The following is a 13,667-nucleotide window of genomic DNA, read 5'->3' on the forward strand; positions in this document are numbered from 1 at the left end:
CGCAAGAAGAGGCGCGCACTGAAGATATCCGGCTTGCCGAGCGCCGTGTGCGTCTCGGCCTGGTTCTCGCCGAAATCGGCGAGAAGGCCGGCGTCACCGTGTCGGACGACGAATTGCAGCGCGGCCTGTTCGAGCAGGTGCGCCGCTATCCGGCCGCCCAGCAGCAGGAAGCCTTCGAATTCTACCGCAGCAATCCCGAAGCGCTGAACACGCTGCGCGCACCGCTGTTCGAGGAGAAGGTGGTCGACCATCTGCTCGGCCAGATCTCCGTCACCGACGTCAAGGTCAGCAAGGAAGAGCTGATGGCCGACGACGAGGACACCGAGACGGCCAAGGCGAAGCCGGCGAAGAAAACCGCCGCGAAGAAGGCTGACGCCAAGCAGGCCGACGATGCGGAAGAGCCGAAAAAAAAGGCCGCGCCGAAGAAAAAGGCTGCCAAGGACGCCGAATAACACCGCGTTCTGCGGATGGTGAAAGGCCGCCCTCGATGCGGCCTTTTTCGTTGCTGTCGATGCCGCAAGGCCGCAACCGTCACCGCCACCGCCCTAATCGCGAGGCAATTGAGTGACGAGGATCCGCATCACGGTCACCCGTTCGGGCAGTTCAACGAGAAACTCTTCGTCGCGCGGCAGGTGATGGATCTTGCGCGGGTCGCCGCCGGTGAAGCTCGCCATGGCGTCGACGTCTGGCCAGTATGAGATCGTCACGAACTCCGTTTCTTCTTCGCGATCTTCGCGAAACAACTGCACGCCAAGCGCCTTCTCCTGAAGCGGCGGAATGCCTTCGCGGCGCAGATATGGCTCGTAGGCGTCTGCCAGATCGCGGCGCGTCCTTCCCCGCCAGATCCGGGCAATTGTGGCGTTGTCGTTCATGAAGTGCTCCTCTGTGCGGGCGATTAATGCAGGACCTCGCCGAGAAACCCTCGCGCCAAGGGCAGGGCGGCCTCGAAATGGGTTTCCAGCAGCCAATGCCCGGCGTCGTTCAGCAAATGCAGTTCGGCCTCGGGGAGATCGCGCAGATAGGCGCGCGCTGCCGGCTCGGGCATGTATTCGTCCTTCGGCCCCCAAAGGATCATTGCCGGCGGCCGCTGTTCGCGCAGGTATTCCTGGTAACGAGGGAACCAGTCGAGGTTAGCCTTGAGCTTCTCCATCAGTCCGACCGAAAGCGCACGGCGCACCGGCGTATCCATCAGCGGCCAATGCAATTTCCACATATCGGGCGGCACACGTCGGGCGACGTCGTCATCGACTTCGCCGACGAACTCGGCGCGAAAGCCGTCCTCGCTCACCGCTTCTTCCAGCGGCGCGTGGTTCTCTGGTGAAGGATCCCGCCAGAAGCGCCGGATCGTTTCGTATTTGGGGCCAAGCGCATCCGCGTAGATGTCGCCGTTCTGGATGATGAGGGCCCTGATCCGCGATGGATGCGCTATTGCGTGGCGCAGGCCGATCTGAGAGCCATAGTCGTGCAGCCACAGCGCGTAGTTGCCGAGCCCCAGCGCGTCGGTGAACCGCTCCAGGAAAGTCGCGTAGGCGTCGAAATCATAGCCGAACCGTGCCGGATCTGGGGTCCCACTGTAGCCAAAGCCGGGGAAGTCCGGCGCGACAGTCCGCCACCGATCGGCGAGCGCCGGCATCAGCCGGCGATACTGGAAGGATGAGCAGGGATAGCCGTGCGGAAGCAACAACACCGGCGCGGCTTCAGGGCCTGCCTCTCTGTAGAAGACCGTCTCGCCGTCGATCGTGAGGGTGCCGTGGCGCACCTCCAGGACGCTGCTGTCGTTCATGGACGCTTCTCTGATCTTTGATCTTGCTGACGCTGAACCGTAGCTGGTCTAACGCCTTTGGCCGGGATGCGTTCCGGCTGTGCGCCGATCGAGTTGCCTCATTGCTTCGGCAGCAAATCTTGCTGGTCGGCTTCTGCTATCAGCCAGCCAGATTCTGTGGTATGTAGATGCCGCAATTCCATACGCCAGAAGCGGATATTTCGCTCTGTCGTGCAAGGGGCGCATGCCGTGTCGGCACGCGCAGATCGTCCAAGGCAGATTTGGCGATCGGGGAGGAAATGCCATGCGCGCAATCGCGTTTTTCGCCGCCGTGTCCGCTGCGACGTTCATCACGAACCAATCCCAGGCACAAGATGCCGCCGCGGGCGAGAAGGTCTTCACCAAGTGCAAGGTCTGTCACGTCGTGGACAAGGACCAGAACAAGGTCGGTCCGTCATTGAGTGGCGTCATCGGCCGAACGGCCGGCACGCATCCGGGGTTCAAATATTCCAAAGCCATGACCGAGGCCGGCAAATCCGGCGTCAAATGGGATGAAGCCACGCTGACGAATTATCTTCGCGATCCCAAAGCCATGATCAAAGGCGGGAAGATGGCGTTTCCCGGCCTCAAGAAGGACGAGGATCTTGCCAACGTCATCGCCTATCTGAAGCAATTCTCCAAATGACCCGGTTCTTCCGCCAGGAAGTAACCCGGTTCTTCCGCCAGGAAGTAACCCGGTTCTTCCGCCAGGAAGTAACCTGGCTCTTCCGCCGGCCGATGCGCCGGCCAGATTGCCTGCCTCCATCGGTGGTCGCCTGAAATGTCGGCTCGGGAAAGCGGCCTCGAGGATACCGGTATCCAGATCTCTGAAGCGACGGTCAGTGATTTCTTCGCGCTTCTGAAGCCCCGTGTCATGGCGCTTGCCGTCTTTACCGCCTTCGTCGGCCTGATGGTGGCGCCCGGAATGACGAATCCGATCATCGCCGTGATTGCAATCGGCGCAATTGCAGTTGGAGCAGGAGCGGCCGGGGCGCTCAACATGTGGTACGATGCCGATATTGATGCGTTGATGTCGCGCACGTCGAAGCGGCCGATCCCATCAGGCCGGGTCACGCCAGGCGAAGCTCTCGGCTTCGGTCTGGTGCTTTCCGTACTTTCGGTCATTACGCTCGGCGTGCTGGTGGGATGGCTTGCCGCGGCGCTGCTGGCCTTCACCATTTTCTTCTACGTCGTCGTCTATACGATGTGGCTGAAACGCTCGACGCCGCAGAATATCGTCATAGGCGGCGCCGCGGGTGCTCTTCCTCCTGTCATCGGGTGGGCGGCGGCCACTGGCGCGGTCGGGATTGAAAGCCTCATCCTGTTTCTGATCATTTTCCTCTGGACGCCGCCGCATTTCTGGGCGCTCGCGCTGTTCAAGATCGGCGACTATGCAGCGGCCGGCATCCCCATGATGCCGAACGTGGCCGGCCAGGCTTCGACCAGAAAACAGATCTTCGGCTATTCGCTGATCCTGGCACCAATCGGCGTGCTGCCTTGGGCTTTCGGGTTCGCGAGCGGATTCTACGGGATTGTTTCGGCCGCATTGGGCGCAGGCTTCATCTGGCATGCCTGGAAGCTGCTGGTCGACAAAAGGCGGGTTGAAGGGTGGGAGATGAAACGCGCAAAGGCGCTGTTTGCCTATTCGATTTTCTATCTTTTCGCGATCTTTGCCGTGCTGCTTGCCGACACCATCGTATTGCGTGCCGTCATGTCAGCCGGAAATTGACGGTATGACGGTCTCGTGGCTCAAGTGAATCCTGATGTTCTCGGATTGCTTGCCAGATTGAGACAGTCAGTCGGCGATTGCCGAACGAGGTGTGCCCGAACCTGCTCGAACCTCACGTTGGAACTGCGCAGAATCCCAGCAACAGCAGAATAACTATGCCAAGGCCGAGTATGAGAACGGTCTTTCCATCCATGACCTTCACCCTGCAACCCACTTTGGAGAATATCGGAGAAAGGCCGTTAGAGCTAGCCTGATCACTGGAGCCGCGCTGTTCTGACAAAGGGCGACAAACGCCATGCAAGAGAGTATGTTGATCATGGTGCAGGTCGCGGTTTTGCGTGGCCAGTCACGCTGAACGACGGCACCGTGAACCGCGACCTTACCGGACCTGGTCTGGAGGAATGGTCATGGCAAGTTTTCACGTGATTGCAGGCGCCAGCGAGACGCTGGAACACACCAGAATTCGAAAGATTGGCGTTTCCGACCTTTTCGACGCGCTCAGGCGTGGCGTCGACGATTTCATGGTCAAACCGTCGCATATCGTTTTCCTCTGCCTGATCTATCCGCTGGTCGGCGTCGTGCTCGCTGTCTGGACATCGGGCAACAATGCGCTGCCGCTGTTGTTTCCGCTGGTGTCAGGTTTTGCGCTGATCGGTCCATTCGCGGCGCTCGGCCACTATGAGATCAGCCGGCGACGGGAGGCCGGGCTGGACGCCTCCTGGAGCCACGCTTTCGAGGTCAGGAATTCTCCGGCGTTGCCGGCCATCGCAGCGGTCGGCATCATGCTGCTTGCGATCTTCATCGCCTGGCTTTTGACCGCCCAGGCATTTTACCAGACCCTCTTCGGCCCGGCCCCGCCGGAATCGCTGTCCGGCTTCATCAGTGAAATATTCGCCACCGGACGTGGCTGGACGCTGGTTATCCTTGGGCACGCTATCGGTTTCGTCTTCGCCGCGGTCGTGTTGTGCACCACAGTCGTCGCGTTCCCGTTGTTGCTCGACCGCGACGTCGGCGCCTACGAAGCCATCCACACCTCGGTGCGCGTGGTCCTGGCGAACCCGATCGTGATGGCTGTCTGGGGACTGATTGTCGCCGTCGCCCTGATCATAGGCTCGCTGCCGGTGTTCGCCGGGCTGGCGGTCGTGCTGCCGATCCTCGGTCACGCCACCTGGCACGTCTATCGCAAAGTTGTGGAATCGCCGGCTTCCACCAAGCCGGCGAGCTGAAAATCCTGGCCTGCCGTACCGGCGAGCGCGCCGGCACGGCGGGCCAGAGCTTTTTAGTAAGCCGGGTAGCTAAAGCGGGCCTGGCGAGCGTCGCTGGTCAGGTTGCGGAAATCCTTGCCGCTGACATGCACCAGCGTCCTGTGGTCGCCGCCCTCGAAATAGATGTCGTCGGCCTTGCCGAGGCTTTCATCGAGAATCACCGGCACATCGTAGGCCCCGCCGATCGGCGGGACGGCGCCGGTGTCGCAATCCTCGAAGAGCGAAACCACCTCGTCTTCGGAGGCCAGGCCGATACGCTGGTCCATGACGTCCTGCAACGTGCCGAGCTCGATCCTGTGGGTGCTGGGGACCACGGCCAGCGCATAGCCGCCGTCGTGGTGAACGACCACCGATTTGGCCATTATGCTGCCGGGCACATGCGCCGCTATCGCCGACTGCCTGCTTGTCGACGTGCGGTGGTGCTCGACGGTTTCATAGGAAATTCCTTTCCCGTCGATAAAGTCCTTCAGTCTGTTTGCGATCGTCATCCTGAGCCTCCCTTGCTGGAGTTCGCGACGCATGTGGAAACGAGCGCAATCATTCTGCTTCTGTCGTTTCCCGTACCAACGAAAATGGGCCAGCTGTCGATTGTTTCAAGGCAAAGGGGAGCGGACCGCAAATAGCGCTTCCAGCTCCTGAGGGGAGACGCCGTCGACAAACCCTGTGCCCGGATTGCGCGTCAGGGCTCGGCCCCAAAAAACACCATCCGGGTGAGAAGCGTGTAATCCGATTCGAAGACCATCATTGCCACGAACACCAGCACCAGTATCGGCGGCAATATGATCGCATAAGTCAGCGCCAGCCGTTCCCAGGCCATGTGCATAAAGACGGCGACGATCAGCCCGGCCTTGAGCATCATGAAGATCAGGATCAGCGACCATCTGAGATAGCCCTGGAGGCCGACATAATCGACCAGATAGGAGCAGGCGCTGAGGATGAACAGCCATGCCCAGACCACCAGATAGAGCTTAATCGGGTGCTCCTGGTGAACCTCCGCCGGGGCGATGCCAGTCGCTGCCGGATCATGCGCTTGAGCTCCGTGCAGCGTGTGTTGCCCCAGGCCGTTTGCGGTTGCTTCAGCCATATCTGCCTCTCACCAAAGCCATGTCTGCCTCTCACCAAAGATAGAAGAATGCGAAAATGAACACCCAGACCAGGTCGACGAAATGCCAGTAGAGCCCCATGATCTCGACGTTCTCATAGCTGCCCCTGCGGCTGGTGAAGAACCCGGGCCGTCCCGTGTCGTAATCTCCGCGCCAGACCTTTCGCGCCACGATGATCAGGAAGATCACCCCGAACGTCACATGGGTGCCGTGGAAGCCGGTGATCATGAAGAAGGATGATCCGAACTGTGCCGCCCCCCACGGGTTGCCCCAGGGCCGTACCCCTTCGCTGATCAGCTTGGTCCATTCGAAAGCCTGCATGCCGACGAAGGTCGCGCCGAGTGCTGCTGTCAGAAGCATGAGGATCGCGGTTTTGCGGCGGTCGCGGCGATAGCCGAAATTCACCGCCATCGCCATCGTTCCGCTGCTCGAGATCAGCACGAAGGTCATGATGGCGATAAGGATCAGCGGAACATTCGAGCCGCCAATATGAAGGGCAAAAACCTCGCTCGGATTGGGCCACGGCACCCGGGTAGACATGCGCGCGGTCATGTAGGAGAGCAGGAAGCAGCCGAAGACGAAGGTGTCGCTGAGTAGGAAGATCCACATCATGGCCTTGCCCCAGGACACGTTCTTGAACGCGCGCTGATCCGACGACCAGTCGGCGGCGACGCCTTGCAAGCCCGCCGGCCGCGGCTGTGTTTGGCCGATATGCGTCACTGTCGTCTCTGCCATCCGCCCGGCCCTCCTAGGTCAGCAACTGTCGGCAAATCTCGATAAAGGTCGCGGCCCAGCCGGCCAGAAGCGCGAAGATGGCGAGCCAGACGAAAAGCAGGAAATGCCAGTACATGGCGCACAGTTCGACGCTGAGGCGAAGCCGCTCCGGCCGGGCTCCGTTCCAGGCGCCGGCAGTTGTTCTGCTCAAGGCGACCAGCCCTCCCAGTATGTGCAGGCCATGCATCCCGGTTATCAGGTAGAAAAAACTGTTGGCCGGATTGGCGGTCAGCAAGTAGCCGTCGGCGGTCAGTTCCCGCCATGCCACAAGCTGTCCGATCAGGAAGGCAAGCGCGGTGAGCCCAGCCGTGACGAGGCCGAGCCTGACCGTGTCGATTTGGCCCCGGCGCGCGGCGACCGCGGCGCATTGCAGCGCGATGCTGCTCAGGACCAGCACGCCGGTGTTGAACCAGAGCACGCGCGGTAGCGGCAACGCCTGCCAGTCCGACAGCGCCATGCGCATGAAATAGGCGCTGGTGAAAAGCGCAAACAGGCAGCCGACGACGGCGAGGAAGACGCCGAGGCCGATCTTGGCGGTCGGCAGCGCCGATCCTTCCGGGCCGATAATATCCCCGATCACGCCTTGCTCGAGCCATGGCTTGGCCATCAGCCGCTGGTGGGAAAGCCACCATCCGGCAAAGCCGACGATCACGAGGAGGAAGACCAGAATGACGCTCATGCCGGCTCTCTCGAGGATCCGAAGGAGCCCGGCATGTTTTGCGGTATAAAATCCTCCTTGGCGCCCGGCACGCTGTAGTCATAGGCCCAGCGATAGACGATCGGCAGTTCCTTGCCGAAATTGCCATGGGCGGGCGGTGTTTGCGGCGTCTGCCATTCGAGCGTCGTGGCGCGCCATGGATTGCCGCCGGCCTCGCGGCCATGGCGGATGCTCCAGATCAGATTGAACAGGAACACCATCTGGGCGAAGCCGACCATGAACGCCATGATGCTGATGAACGAGTTCAGGTGGTGGGCCGATTCCGTCATCACCGTCATGTCGGTCAGCTCGTTGTAGCGGCGTGGCACGCCCATCAGGCCGATGTAGTGCATGGGAAAGAAAATCAGGTAGGCGCCGAGGAAGGTGACCCAGAAATGGAACTGGCCCATTGCCTCGTTCAGCATCCGGCCAGTGACCTTCGGGTACCAGTGATAAATCGCCCCGAAGATCACGAGGATCGGGGCGACGCCCATGACCATGTGGAAATGGGCAACGACGAACATTGTATCCGACAGCGGAACATCGACGACGACGTTGCCGAGAAACAATCCGGTCAGTCCGCCATTGACGAAGGTGACGATGAAGGCCAGGGCAAAAAGCATCGGTATGGTGAGGTGGATGTCGCCGCGCCACAGCGTCAGCACCCAATTGTAGACCTTGATCGCGGTCGGGACGGCAATGATCAACGTCGTGGTGGCGAAGAAGAAGCCGAAATAGGGATGCATGCCGCTGACATACATGTGGTGCGCCCAGACCACGAAGCTCAGCGCGCCGATGCCGACGATCGCCCAGACCATCATCCGGTAGCCGAAGATGTTCTTACGCGCATGAGTGCTGATCAGGTCGGATACAATGCCGAAGGCCGGCAGCGCCACGATGTAGACCTCGGGGTGGCCGAAGAACCAGAACAGATGCTGGAACAGGATCGGGCTGCCGCCGCCGTGCTGCAATTGCTCGCCCATCTCGACGATCGCCGGCATGAAGAAGCTGGTGCCGAGCGCGCGGTCGAACAACATCATCACGCAGGCGACAAACAGCGCCGGGAAGGCGAGCAGCGCCATGACGGTCGCGGTGAAGATGCCCCAGACAGTCAGCGGCAGGCGCATCAGGGTCATGCCGCGCGTGCGGCCCTGCAGCACCGTCACGACATAGTTCAAGCCGCCCATCGTGAAGCCGATGATGAACAGGATCAGCGAGATGAGCATCAGCATGATGCCCCAGTCCTGGCCGCCTGGTGTGCCGGTCATGATCGCCTGCGGCGGGTAGAGCGTCCAGCCGGCACCCGTCGGTCCGCCGGGCGCAAAGAAGCTCGACACCAAAACCAGCACGGCGAGCAGGTAGATCCAGTAGCTCAGCATGTTGACATAGGGAAAGACCATGTCGCGCGCGCCGACCATCAGTGGGATCAGGTAGTTGCCGAAGCCGCCCAGGAAGAGTGCCGTGAGCAGGTAGATCACCATGATCATGCCGTGCATGGTGATGAACTGGTAGTAGGCTTCCGGGGTGATGAAGTCGAACGTGCCGGGGAAGCCGAGCTGCAGCCGCATCAGCCAGGACAGCACCAGCGCCACCAGGCCGATTGCCGTCGCCGTCGCCGAATACTGGATGGCAATGACCTTGGCGTCCTGCGAGAAGACGTATTTCGTCCACCAGCTGTGCGGATGGTAGAGTTCCATTTCCGCGACTTCGGCCGGCGGTACCGCATCTGCAGGTGTGATATCGACCACAGGAACACCCTCCGTGCCCTTTTCGGCCAGGCTCGATAGTTTCGAGCCCTGCCGCAATTTAAACCCACGTCGCCGTCTCTCACGGCGTCTACTCTGCCGAGCCCACCTGCTGGGGGGCCGACAATTGCGCAAAAGTCTGCTGTTCGCCGAGCCACGCCGTATAATCTTCCTGCGTGTCGACCATGACCACACCATGCATCAAAGGATGCCCCTGGCCGCAAAGTTCGGCGCACAGGACCTGGAAGGTTCCGGTCTTGGTCGGGGTGAACCAGAAATAGGTGACCGAGCCCGGGATCATGTCCATCTTGGCGCGGAATTCAGGGACATAGAAATCGTGGAGCACGTCGATCGAGCGAAGCAGCATCTTGACCGGCTTGCCAACCGGCAGATGCAGATCGGCAGCTTCGACCACGACATCGTCTTGGCCATTGGGGTCGCTGGCGATGACGCCCAGCGGATTTTCAGCGCTGACGTTGCGGGTGTCGGATGTGCCGAGCTTGCCGTCCTTGCCGGGCAGGCGAAAACTCCATTGCCATTGTTGGCCGACGACTTCGACCTCGGTTGCGTCGCTTGGGACGTTGACGAACTGGTTCCAGACGAACAGGCCCGGAACCAGCATGGCCGTGACCCCGATTGCGGTGACGATCGTCAGCCACCATTCGAGCCGCTTGTCCTCGGGTTTGTATGCTGCCTGATTGCCTTCCCGATGACGGAAGCGGAAGACGCAATAGGCCATGAATAGGACGACGGCGGCGAAGACGACGCCGGTGATCCAAAAGGTGATGATGATGGTGTTGTCGATATAGTCCCAGTTCGAGGCAATCGGCGTCCACCACCATGGGCTCAGGAAGTGGAACAACACTGAGCCCACAACTACCAAAACGAGTACAAGCGCGATGGCCATATCCCGTTTCCTCCCGGCACTCCAAGGGCGCGAAGCCGTCCCAGGAAATGCCGAGTGCATCATAGCTCGATTTCCGGTCGAAATTCTAGTGCGGTCTTCCGGTCAGCCGAAAAGGCAATGGCGATGATGTGGATAAACCTAAGAAGAAGAGGGCTCCGGCGAAGAAAAAACCTGCTGAGAGCGCGGAACAACACGGCATTCCGCCGAATTGTGAAAGGACGCCCTCAATGCGGCCTTTTTCGTTGTGATCTTAGAGCGACGTGCGGCCACTTGGACGCACAAAGTACACTCTGAACTCTTATTTCTACGCATCCTGTTGTCCGAGAATCGATTCCGATTTTCGGGCGGATGCGGTAGCGACAGATTCGCGCCCAACCAGTGGTGGCGGCTGGCGATACGAGGTTTTGATCATTATCTGCGCTGTGTTGCAAAGTGCAGGGTTGGAGGCATCGTTGAAGCTATTAGTCGGTATTGGAGGCGCGGTCGCCACGGCGTTCCTCCTCGCCTCGGCCTGCGGCATTGCCGAGGCCGACAGCGTTCTCGACAATTGGCGGTTCGACACCGGCAGCGGTGGCCTGGTCACGGCCTCGCTCCATGCCACCAACAAGCTCATCACCGGCGGCGGCGCCTTGAGCTACAGCCCGGTCCTGACCATTGCCTGCCGGGCGAATGGTGAGCCGCGCTGGAGCGAATGGCTGCAGTTGAACGATGCCGTCTCCGCCAGCCGGACCATCACCGTGTCGGTGACCGTCGACAAGGCCAGCAAGGTCAACGAAAGCTGGTCGGTCGGCCCGCGGGGAAGGACGCTGGTTCGGGATGGTGCCGACGGTATCAGGCGTTTGGTCTCCGCAGACCGGCTCCTGCTGTCCTGGCGGTTCGGGCTGCTGTCGGGGCGAGGCGAGGCCGATTTCGACCTTGCCGGGTTCAGCGAGGCCGTCGGCCAGATCGCCGGCACCTGCAACACCGAGTTGCCGTGATCGGATCAGCAGCGGGCGTTTTGACCGCTAAGAGATCCAGTGAGTTGTTCCAGCGCAAACGTCTCGAACGCACCCGCGCAGCCAGCGGTGCGCCGGATCGGCATCGAGCCGCGGGTGCCACAAAAGTGAAACCCCGATTTCCGGCAAGGGAACCGGCAGAGGAAAACAGAACATCCCGTCGCGCAGGTTTCCCGAATAGCGTTCGGGAACGCTGGCGATCAGGTCCGAGGCGCGCGCCAGAGCCAGAGCTTCCGAAAAGCCGCCGACGACCGTCACGATCTCCCGTTTCAACCCTAGCGGCTCGAGGGCATCGTCGATCGGTCCCCTGTCGAGTCCGCGACGGGAGATGAGGATGTGCCGGCCGGCTGCATAGCGGGCAGGGGTGATCGTGATCCCGCATAATGGATGCCCCACCCGCACGACACCGACGAAACGATCACGGAACAGCGCTTGCGCGCGCACCTCCGGTCCCGTGGCCTTTCCGACGATGCCCGTTTCCAGGTCTACGCTGCCGTCGCGCAGGGGCGTGCTGTCCTTGTCCGCCTTCAGCACAAAACGCAGCCGCACGCCCGGTGCTTGTTCGCCGACGCGCGCAATGAGATCCGGTCCGAAATTCTCGACAAAGCCATCCCTGTTTCTAAGGGTGAAGGTTCGCACGAGCCGTTTCAGGTCGAGCGCCTCAACAGGACGCAGAACGGATGCGGCGTCCTGCACAAGCTGACCGACGCGCTCGCGGAGCTCGATGGCCCGGGGCGTGGGAACGAGGCCGCGTCCAGCCCTGACCAGCAGCGGATCGCCAGTCGTCTCCCGCAATCGCGCCAGCGCTCGGCTCATCGCCGATGGGCTCAGCCGAAGCCTCTTGGCGGCGCGCGCAACGCTGCCTTCCGTCAGCAGCACATCAAGGGTGACAAGCAGATTGAGATCGGGATGCGACATCAACGGATCGTAGCAGATCGGCACGATCTGACATAGCGTCAAACGCAATGATTAAATGCAAATGATGCATCTTCCGCCATATCTAGCAAAGGACTACGTGTCTACCAGCTCCGTTTCGGGAGTCGCCAGAAAACGGAGCTCATGTTGAAGCCAATCGATGCAGGACGGGCAGTCGCCGGAAATGCGGAACGGACACCTTCGGTTCGGTGGGCGCTTGCCAGTCTTTCGCTGTCCATGTTGCTGTCCTCACTCGGCATCAGCATCGCCAATGTTGCCTTGCCGACGTTGTCGCAGGCGTTCAACACGTCGTTCCAGGAAGTCCAGTGGATTGTGCTGGCTTATCTCCTCGCCATCACCACCACGATCGTCAGCGTCGGGCGGCTCGGTGACCTCATCGGCCGCCGACGGCTGCTGCTGGCCGGGCTCTTCCTGTTCACCGTGGCCTCGGTCCTGTGTGGCGTTACGCCGACGCTCTGGCTGCTGATTGCCGCCCGGGCGGCGCAGGGAGTAGGAGCGGCCATCATGATGACCCTGACCATGGCTTTTGTCGGTGAGACGGTCCCGAAGGCAAAGACCGGCAGCGCCATGGGACTGCTCGGAACGATGTCGGCGATCGGCACCGCTCTCGGTCCGTCGCTCGGCGGTCTTCTGATTGCCGGAGCTGGTTGGCGGGCGATCTTCCTGGTCAACGTGCCGCTGGGTTTGCTGGCTTTTGTTCTCGCCTATTGCTATCTGCCGGCTGATCGCCGGGGGCCGAAGACTGATCGGACCGGCTTCGACGTTGTGGGCACGCTGCTGCTTGCCTTGGCGCTTGGCGCTTATGCGCTCGCGATGACGACCGGGCGTGGCAATTTTGGTCCGCTCAACATGGCCCTATTGGCGGCAGCCGTTTTCGGAGCCGGCTTCTTTGTGCTTGTGGAGGCGAGGGTGGCGTCGCCTTTGATCCGATTGGCCGCATTCGGCGATGCGATGCTGAGTGCGAGCCTCGCCATGAGCGCGCTCGTTGCGACGGTGATGATGGCGACGCTGGTGGTCGGGCCGTTCTATCTGTCTCGTGCGCTCGGGCTCGACGCGGCTCTTGTTGGGATCGTCATGTCGGTCGGTCCGCTTGTCGCCGCGCTGACCGGTGTGCCAGCTGGCCGTATAGCGGACCGTTTTGGCGCTGCGCGCATGACCATCATTGGGCTCATCGCGATAGCGGCCGGTTGCTTCATTCTGTCCATGATGCCGGCAACGCTCCCTGGCTATATCGCCTCGATCACAGTCATCACATCAGGCTATGCGCTGTTCCAAACGGCCAACAACACCGCTGTCATGTCAGATATCCGCCCGGACCAGCGGGGCGTCATTTCCGGCTCGCTCAATTTGTCGCGCAACCTCGGGCTCATCACTGGCGCATCCGTCATGGGCGCCGTGTTCGCATTTGCCTCAGCGACGTCCGACATCACGACGGCGCGCCCAGAGGCCGTTGCCGCCGGTATGCGGATCACGTTCGCGGTCGCGGCGATTCTGATCGTCGTCGCGCTCGCCATCGCGGTGGGAAGCCGTGCTCTAGCGGCACGCGCTTCGATGTCTGGCATGTCATGACACCGTAGTCCGAACGCAAACCGGATGCTTTCGACGAGATGCCGGTGCATGTTCAGATCGGGCGTCAGATCAGCAGCAGGCCCTTCCCGTCATTACAATTGTTCTTACTCGTCAAAGCCGCTTGGATCGTCCGGCAAATCTGCGTC

14 protein-coding genes and 1 pseudogene are annotated in these 13,667 nt (G+C 61.1%); 6 read left to right on the forward strand and 9 right to left on the reverse strand.

What is annotated here, in order from left to right:
• Window positions 1–452 (forward strand): annotated as a pseudogene (locus tag EOC93_RS13650) (trigger factor); the annotation flags it as partial.
• A gap of 93 nt (window positions 453–545) precedes the next feature.
• Here the strand turns inward: EOC93_RS13650 and EOC93_RS13655 are convergent.
• Window positions 546–872 (reverse strand): hypothetical protein, encoded by a 327-nt coding sequence (locus EOC93_RS13655; RefSeq protein ID WP_095485455.1) that lies wholly within the window; start codon window positions 870–872, stop codon window positions 546–548.
• Between the two features lie 23 nt (window positions 873–895).
• Complete coding sequence (locus EOC93_RS13660; RefSeq protein ID WP_127204876.1) at window positions 896–1,783, reverse strand: alpha/beta hydrolase; 888 nt, start codon at window positions 1,781–1,783, stop codon at window positions 896–898.
• A gap of 283 nt (window positions 1,784–2,066) precedes the next feature.
• On the opposite strand from EOC93_RS13660, the gene EOC93_RS13665 reads away from it, so the two are divergent.
• From EOC93_RS13665 to EOC93_RS13675, 3 genes are all read left to right on the forward strand, one after another.
• Complete coding sequence (locus EOC93_RS13665) at window positions 2,067–2,447, forward strand: cytochrome c family protein (protein WP_095485453.1); 381 nt, start codon at window positions 2,067–2,069, stop codon at window positions 2,445–2,447.
• Window positions 2,448–2,582: 135 nt separating this feature from the next.
• Complete coding sequence (locus EOC93_RS13670; protein WP_127204877.1) at window positions 2,583–3,530, forward strand: heme o synthase; 948 nt, start codon at window positions 2,583–2,585, stop codon at window positions 3,528–3,530.
• A 407-nt stretch (window positions 3,531–3,937) separates the two neighbouring features.
• The gene (locus tag EOC93_RS13675) at window positions 3,938–4,756 is read left to right on the forward strand and encodes a DUF2189 domain-containing protein (protein WP_127204878.1); all 819 of its coding nucleotides are present in this window, start codon (window positions 3,938–3,940) and stop codon (window positions 4,754–4,756) included.
• 53 nt (window positions 4,757–4,809) lie between these two features.
• Here the strand turns inward: EOC93_RS13675 and EOC93_RS13680 are convergent, their stop codons facing one another.
• From EOC93_RS13680 to coxB, 6 genes are all read right to left on the reverse strand, one after another.
• Window positions 4,810–5,283, reverse strand: a complete 474-nt coding sequence (locus tag EOC93_RS13680) for an aminoacyl-tRNA deacylase (protein WP_095485450.1) — start codon at window positions 5,281–5,283, stop codon at window positions 4,810–4,812.
• Between the two features lie 191 nt (window positions 5,284–5,474).
• Entirely contained in the window at window positions 5,475–5,879 is a 405-nt protein-coding gene (locus EOC93_RS13685; RefSeq protein WP_095485449.1) for a cytochrome C oxidase subunit IV family protein, read from the reverse strand.
• Between the two features lie 31 nt (window positions 5,880–5,910).
• Window positions 5,911–6,633: a heme-copper oxidase subunit III family protein gene (locus EOC93_RS13690; RefSeq protein WP_126106237.1), complete on the reverse strand. Its 723-nt coding sequence runs from the start codon at window positions 6,631–6,633 to the stop codon at window positions 5,911–5,913.
• A 13-nt stretch (window positions 6,634–6,646) separates the two neighbouring features.
• Entirely contained in the window at window positions 6,647–7,351 is a 705-nt protein-coding gene (locus EOC93_RS13695) for a cytochrome c oxidase subunit 3 (RefSeq protein ID WP_127204879.1), read from the reverse strand.
• A complete protein-coding gene (gene ctaD, locus EOC93_RS13700) occupies window positions 7,348–9,117 on the reverse strand; it encodes a cytochrome c oxidase subunit I (RefSeq protein WP_127294104.1) in 1,770 nt (589 codons plus the stop codon). Before ctaD ends, EOC93_RS13695 begins: the two co-directional genes overlap by 4 nt.
• Window positions 9,118–9,205: 88 nt before the next feature.
• A complete protein-coding gene (coxB, locus tag EOC93_RS13705; protein ID WP_095485445.1) occupies window positions 9,206–10,021 on the reverse strand; it encodes a cytochrome c oxidase subunit II in 816 nt (271 codons plus the stop codon).
• A 452-nt stretch (window positions 10,022–10,473) separates the two neighbouring features.
• Between coxB and EOC93_RS13710 the strand changes: the two genes are divergently transcribed.
• On the forward strand, window positions 10,474–10,998 hold the full coding sequence (locus EOC93_RS13710; RefSeq protein WP_127204880.1) for a hypothetical protein: 525 nt from the start codon (window positions 10,474–10,476) through the stop codon (window positions 10,996–10,998).
• 27 nt (window positions 10,999–11,025) lie between these two features.
• Here the strand turns inward: EOC93_RS13710 and EOC93_RS13715 are convergent, their stop codons facing one another.
• Entirely contained in the window at window positions 11,026–11,934 is a 909-nt protein-coding gene (locus tag EOC93_RS13715; protein WP_127204881.1) for a LysR family transcriptional regulator, read from the reverse strand.
• 141 nt (window positions 11,935–12,075) lie between these two features.
• Between EOC93_RS13715 and EOC93_RS13720 the strand changes: the two genes are divergently transcribed.
• Window positions 12,076–13,521, forward strand: coding sequence for an MFS transporter (locus tag EOC93_RS13720; RefSeq protein ID WP_127204882.1), 1,446 nt, complete (start codon window positions 12,076–12,078; stop codon window positions 13,519–13,521).
• The last annotated feature ends 146 nt before the right edge of the window (window positions 13,522–13,667 follow it).

Origin of the sequence: Mesorhizobium sp. M6A.T.Ce.TU.002.03.1.1, from assembly GCF_003997275.1 — a bacterium.
Lineage (GTDB): Bacteria > Pseudomonadota > Alphaproteobacteria > Rhizobiales > Rhizobiaceae > Mesorhizobium > Mesorhizobium mediterraneum.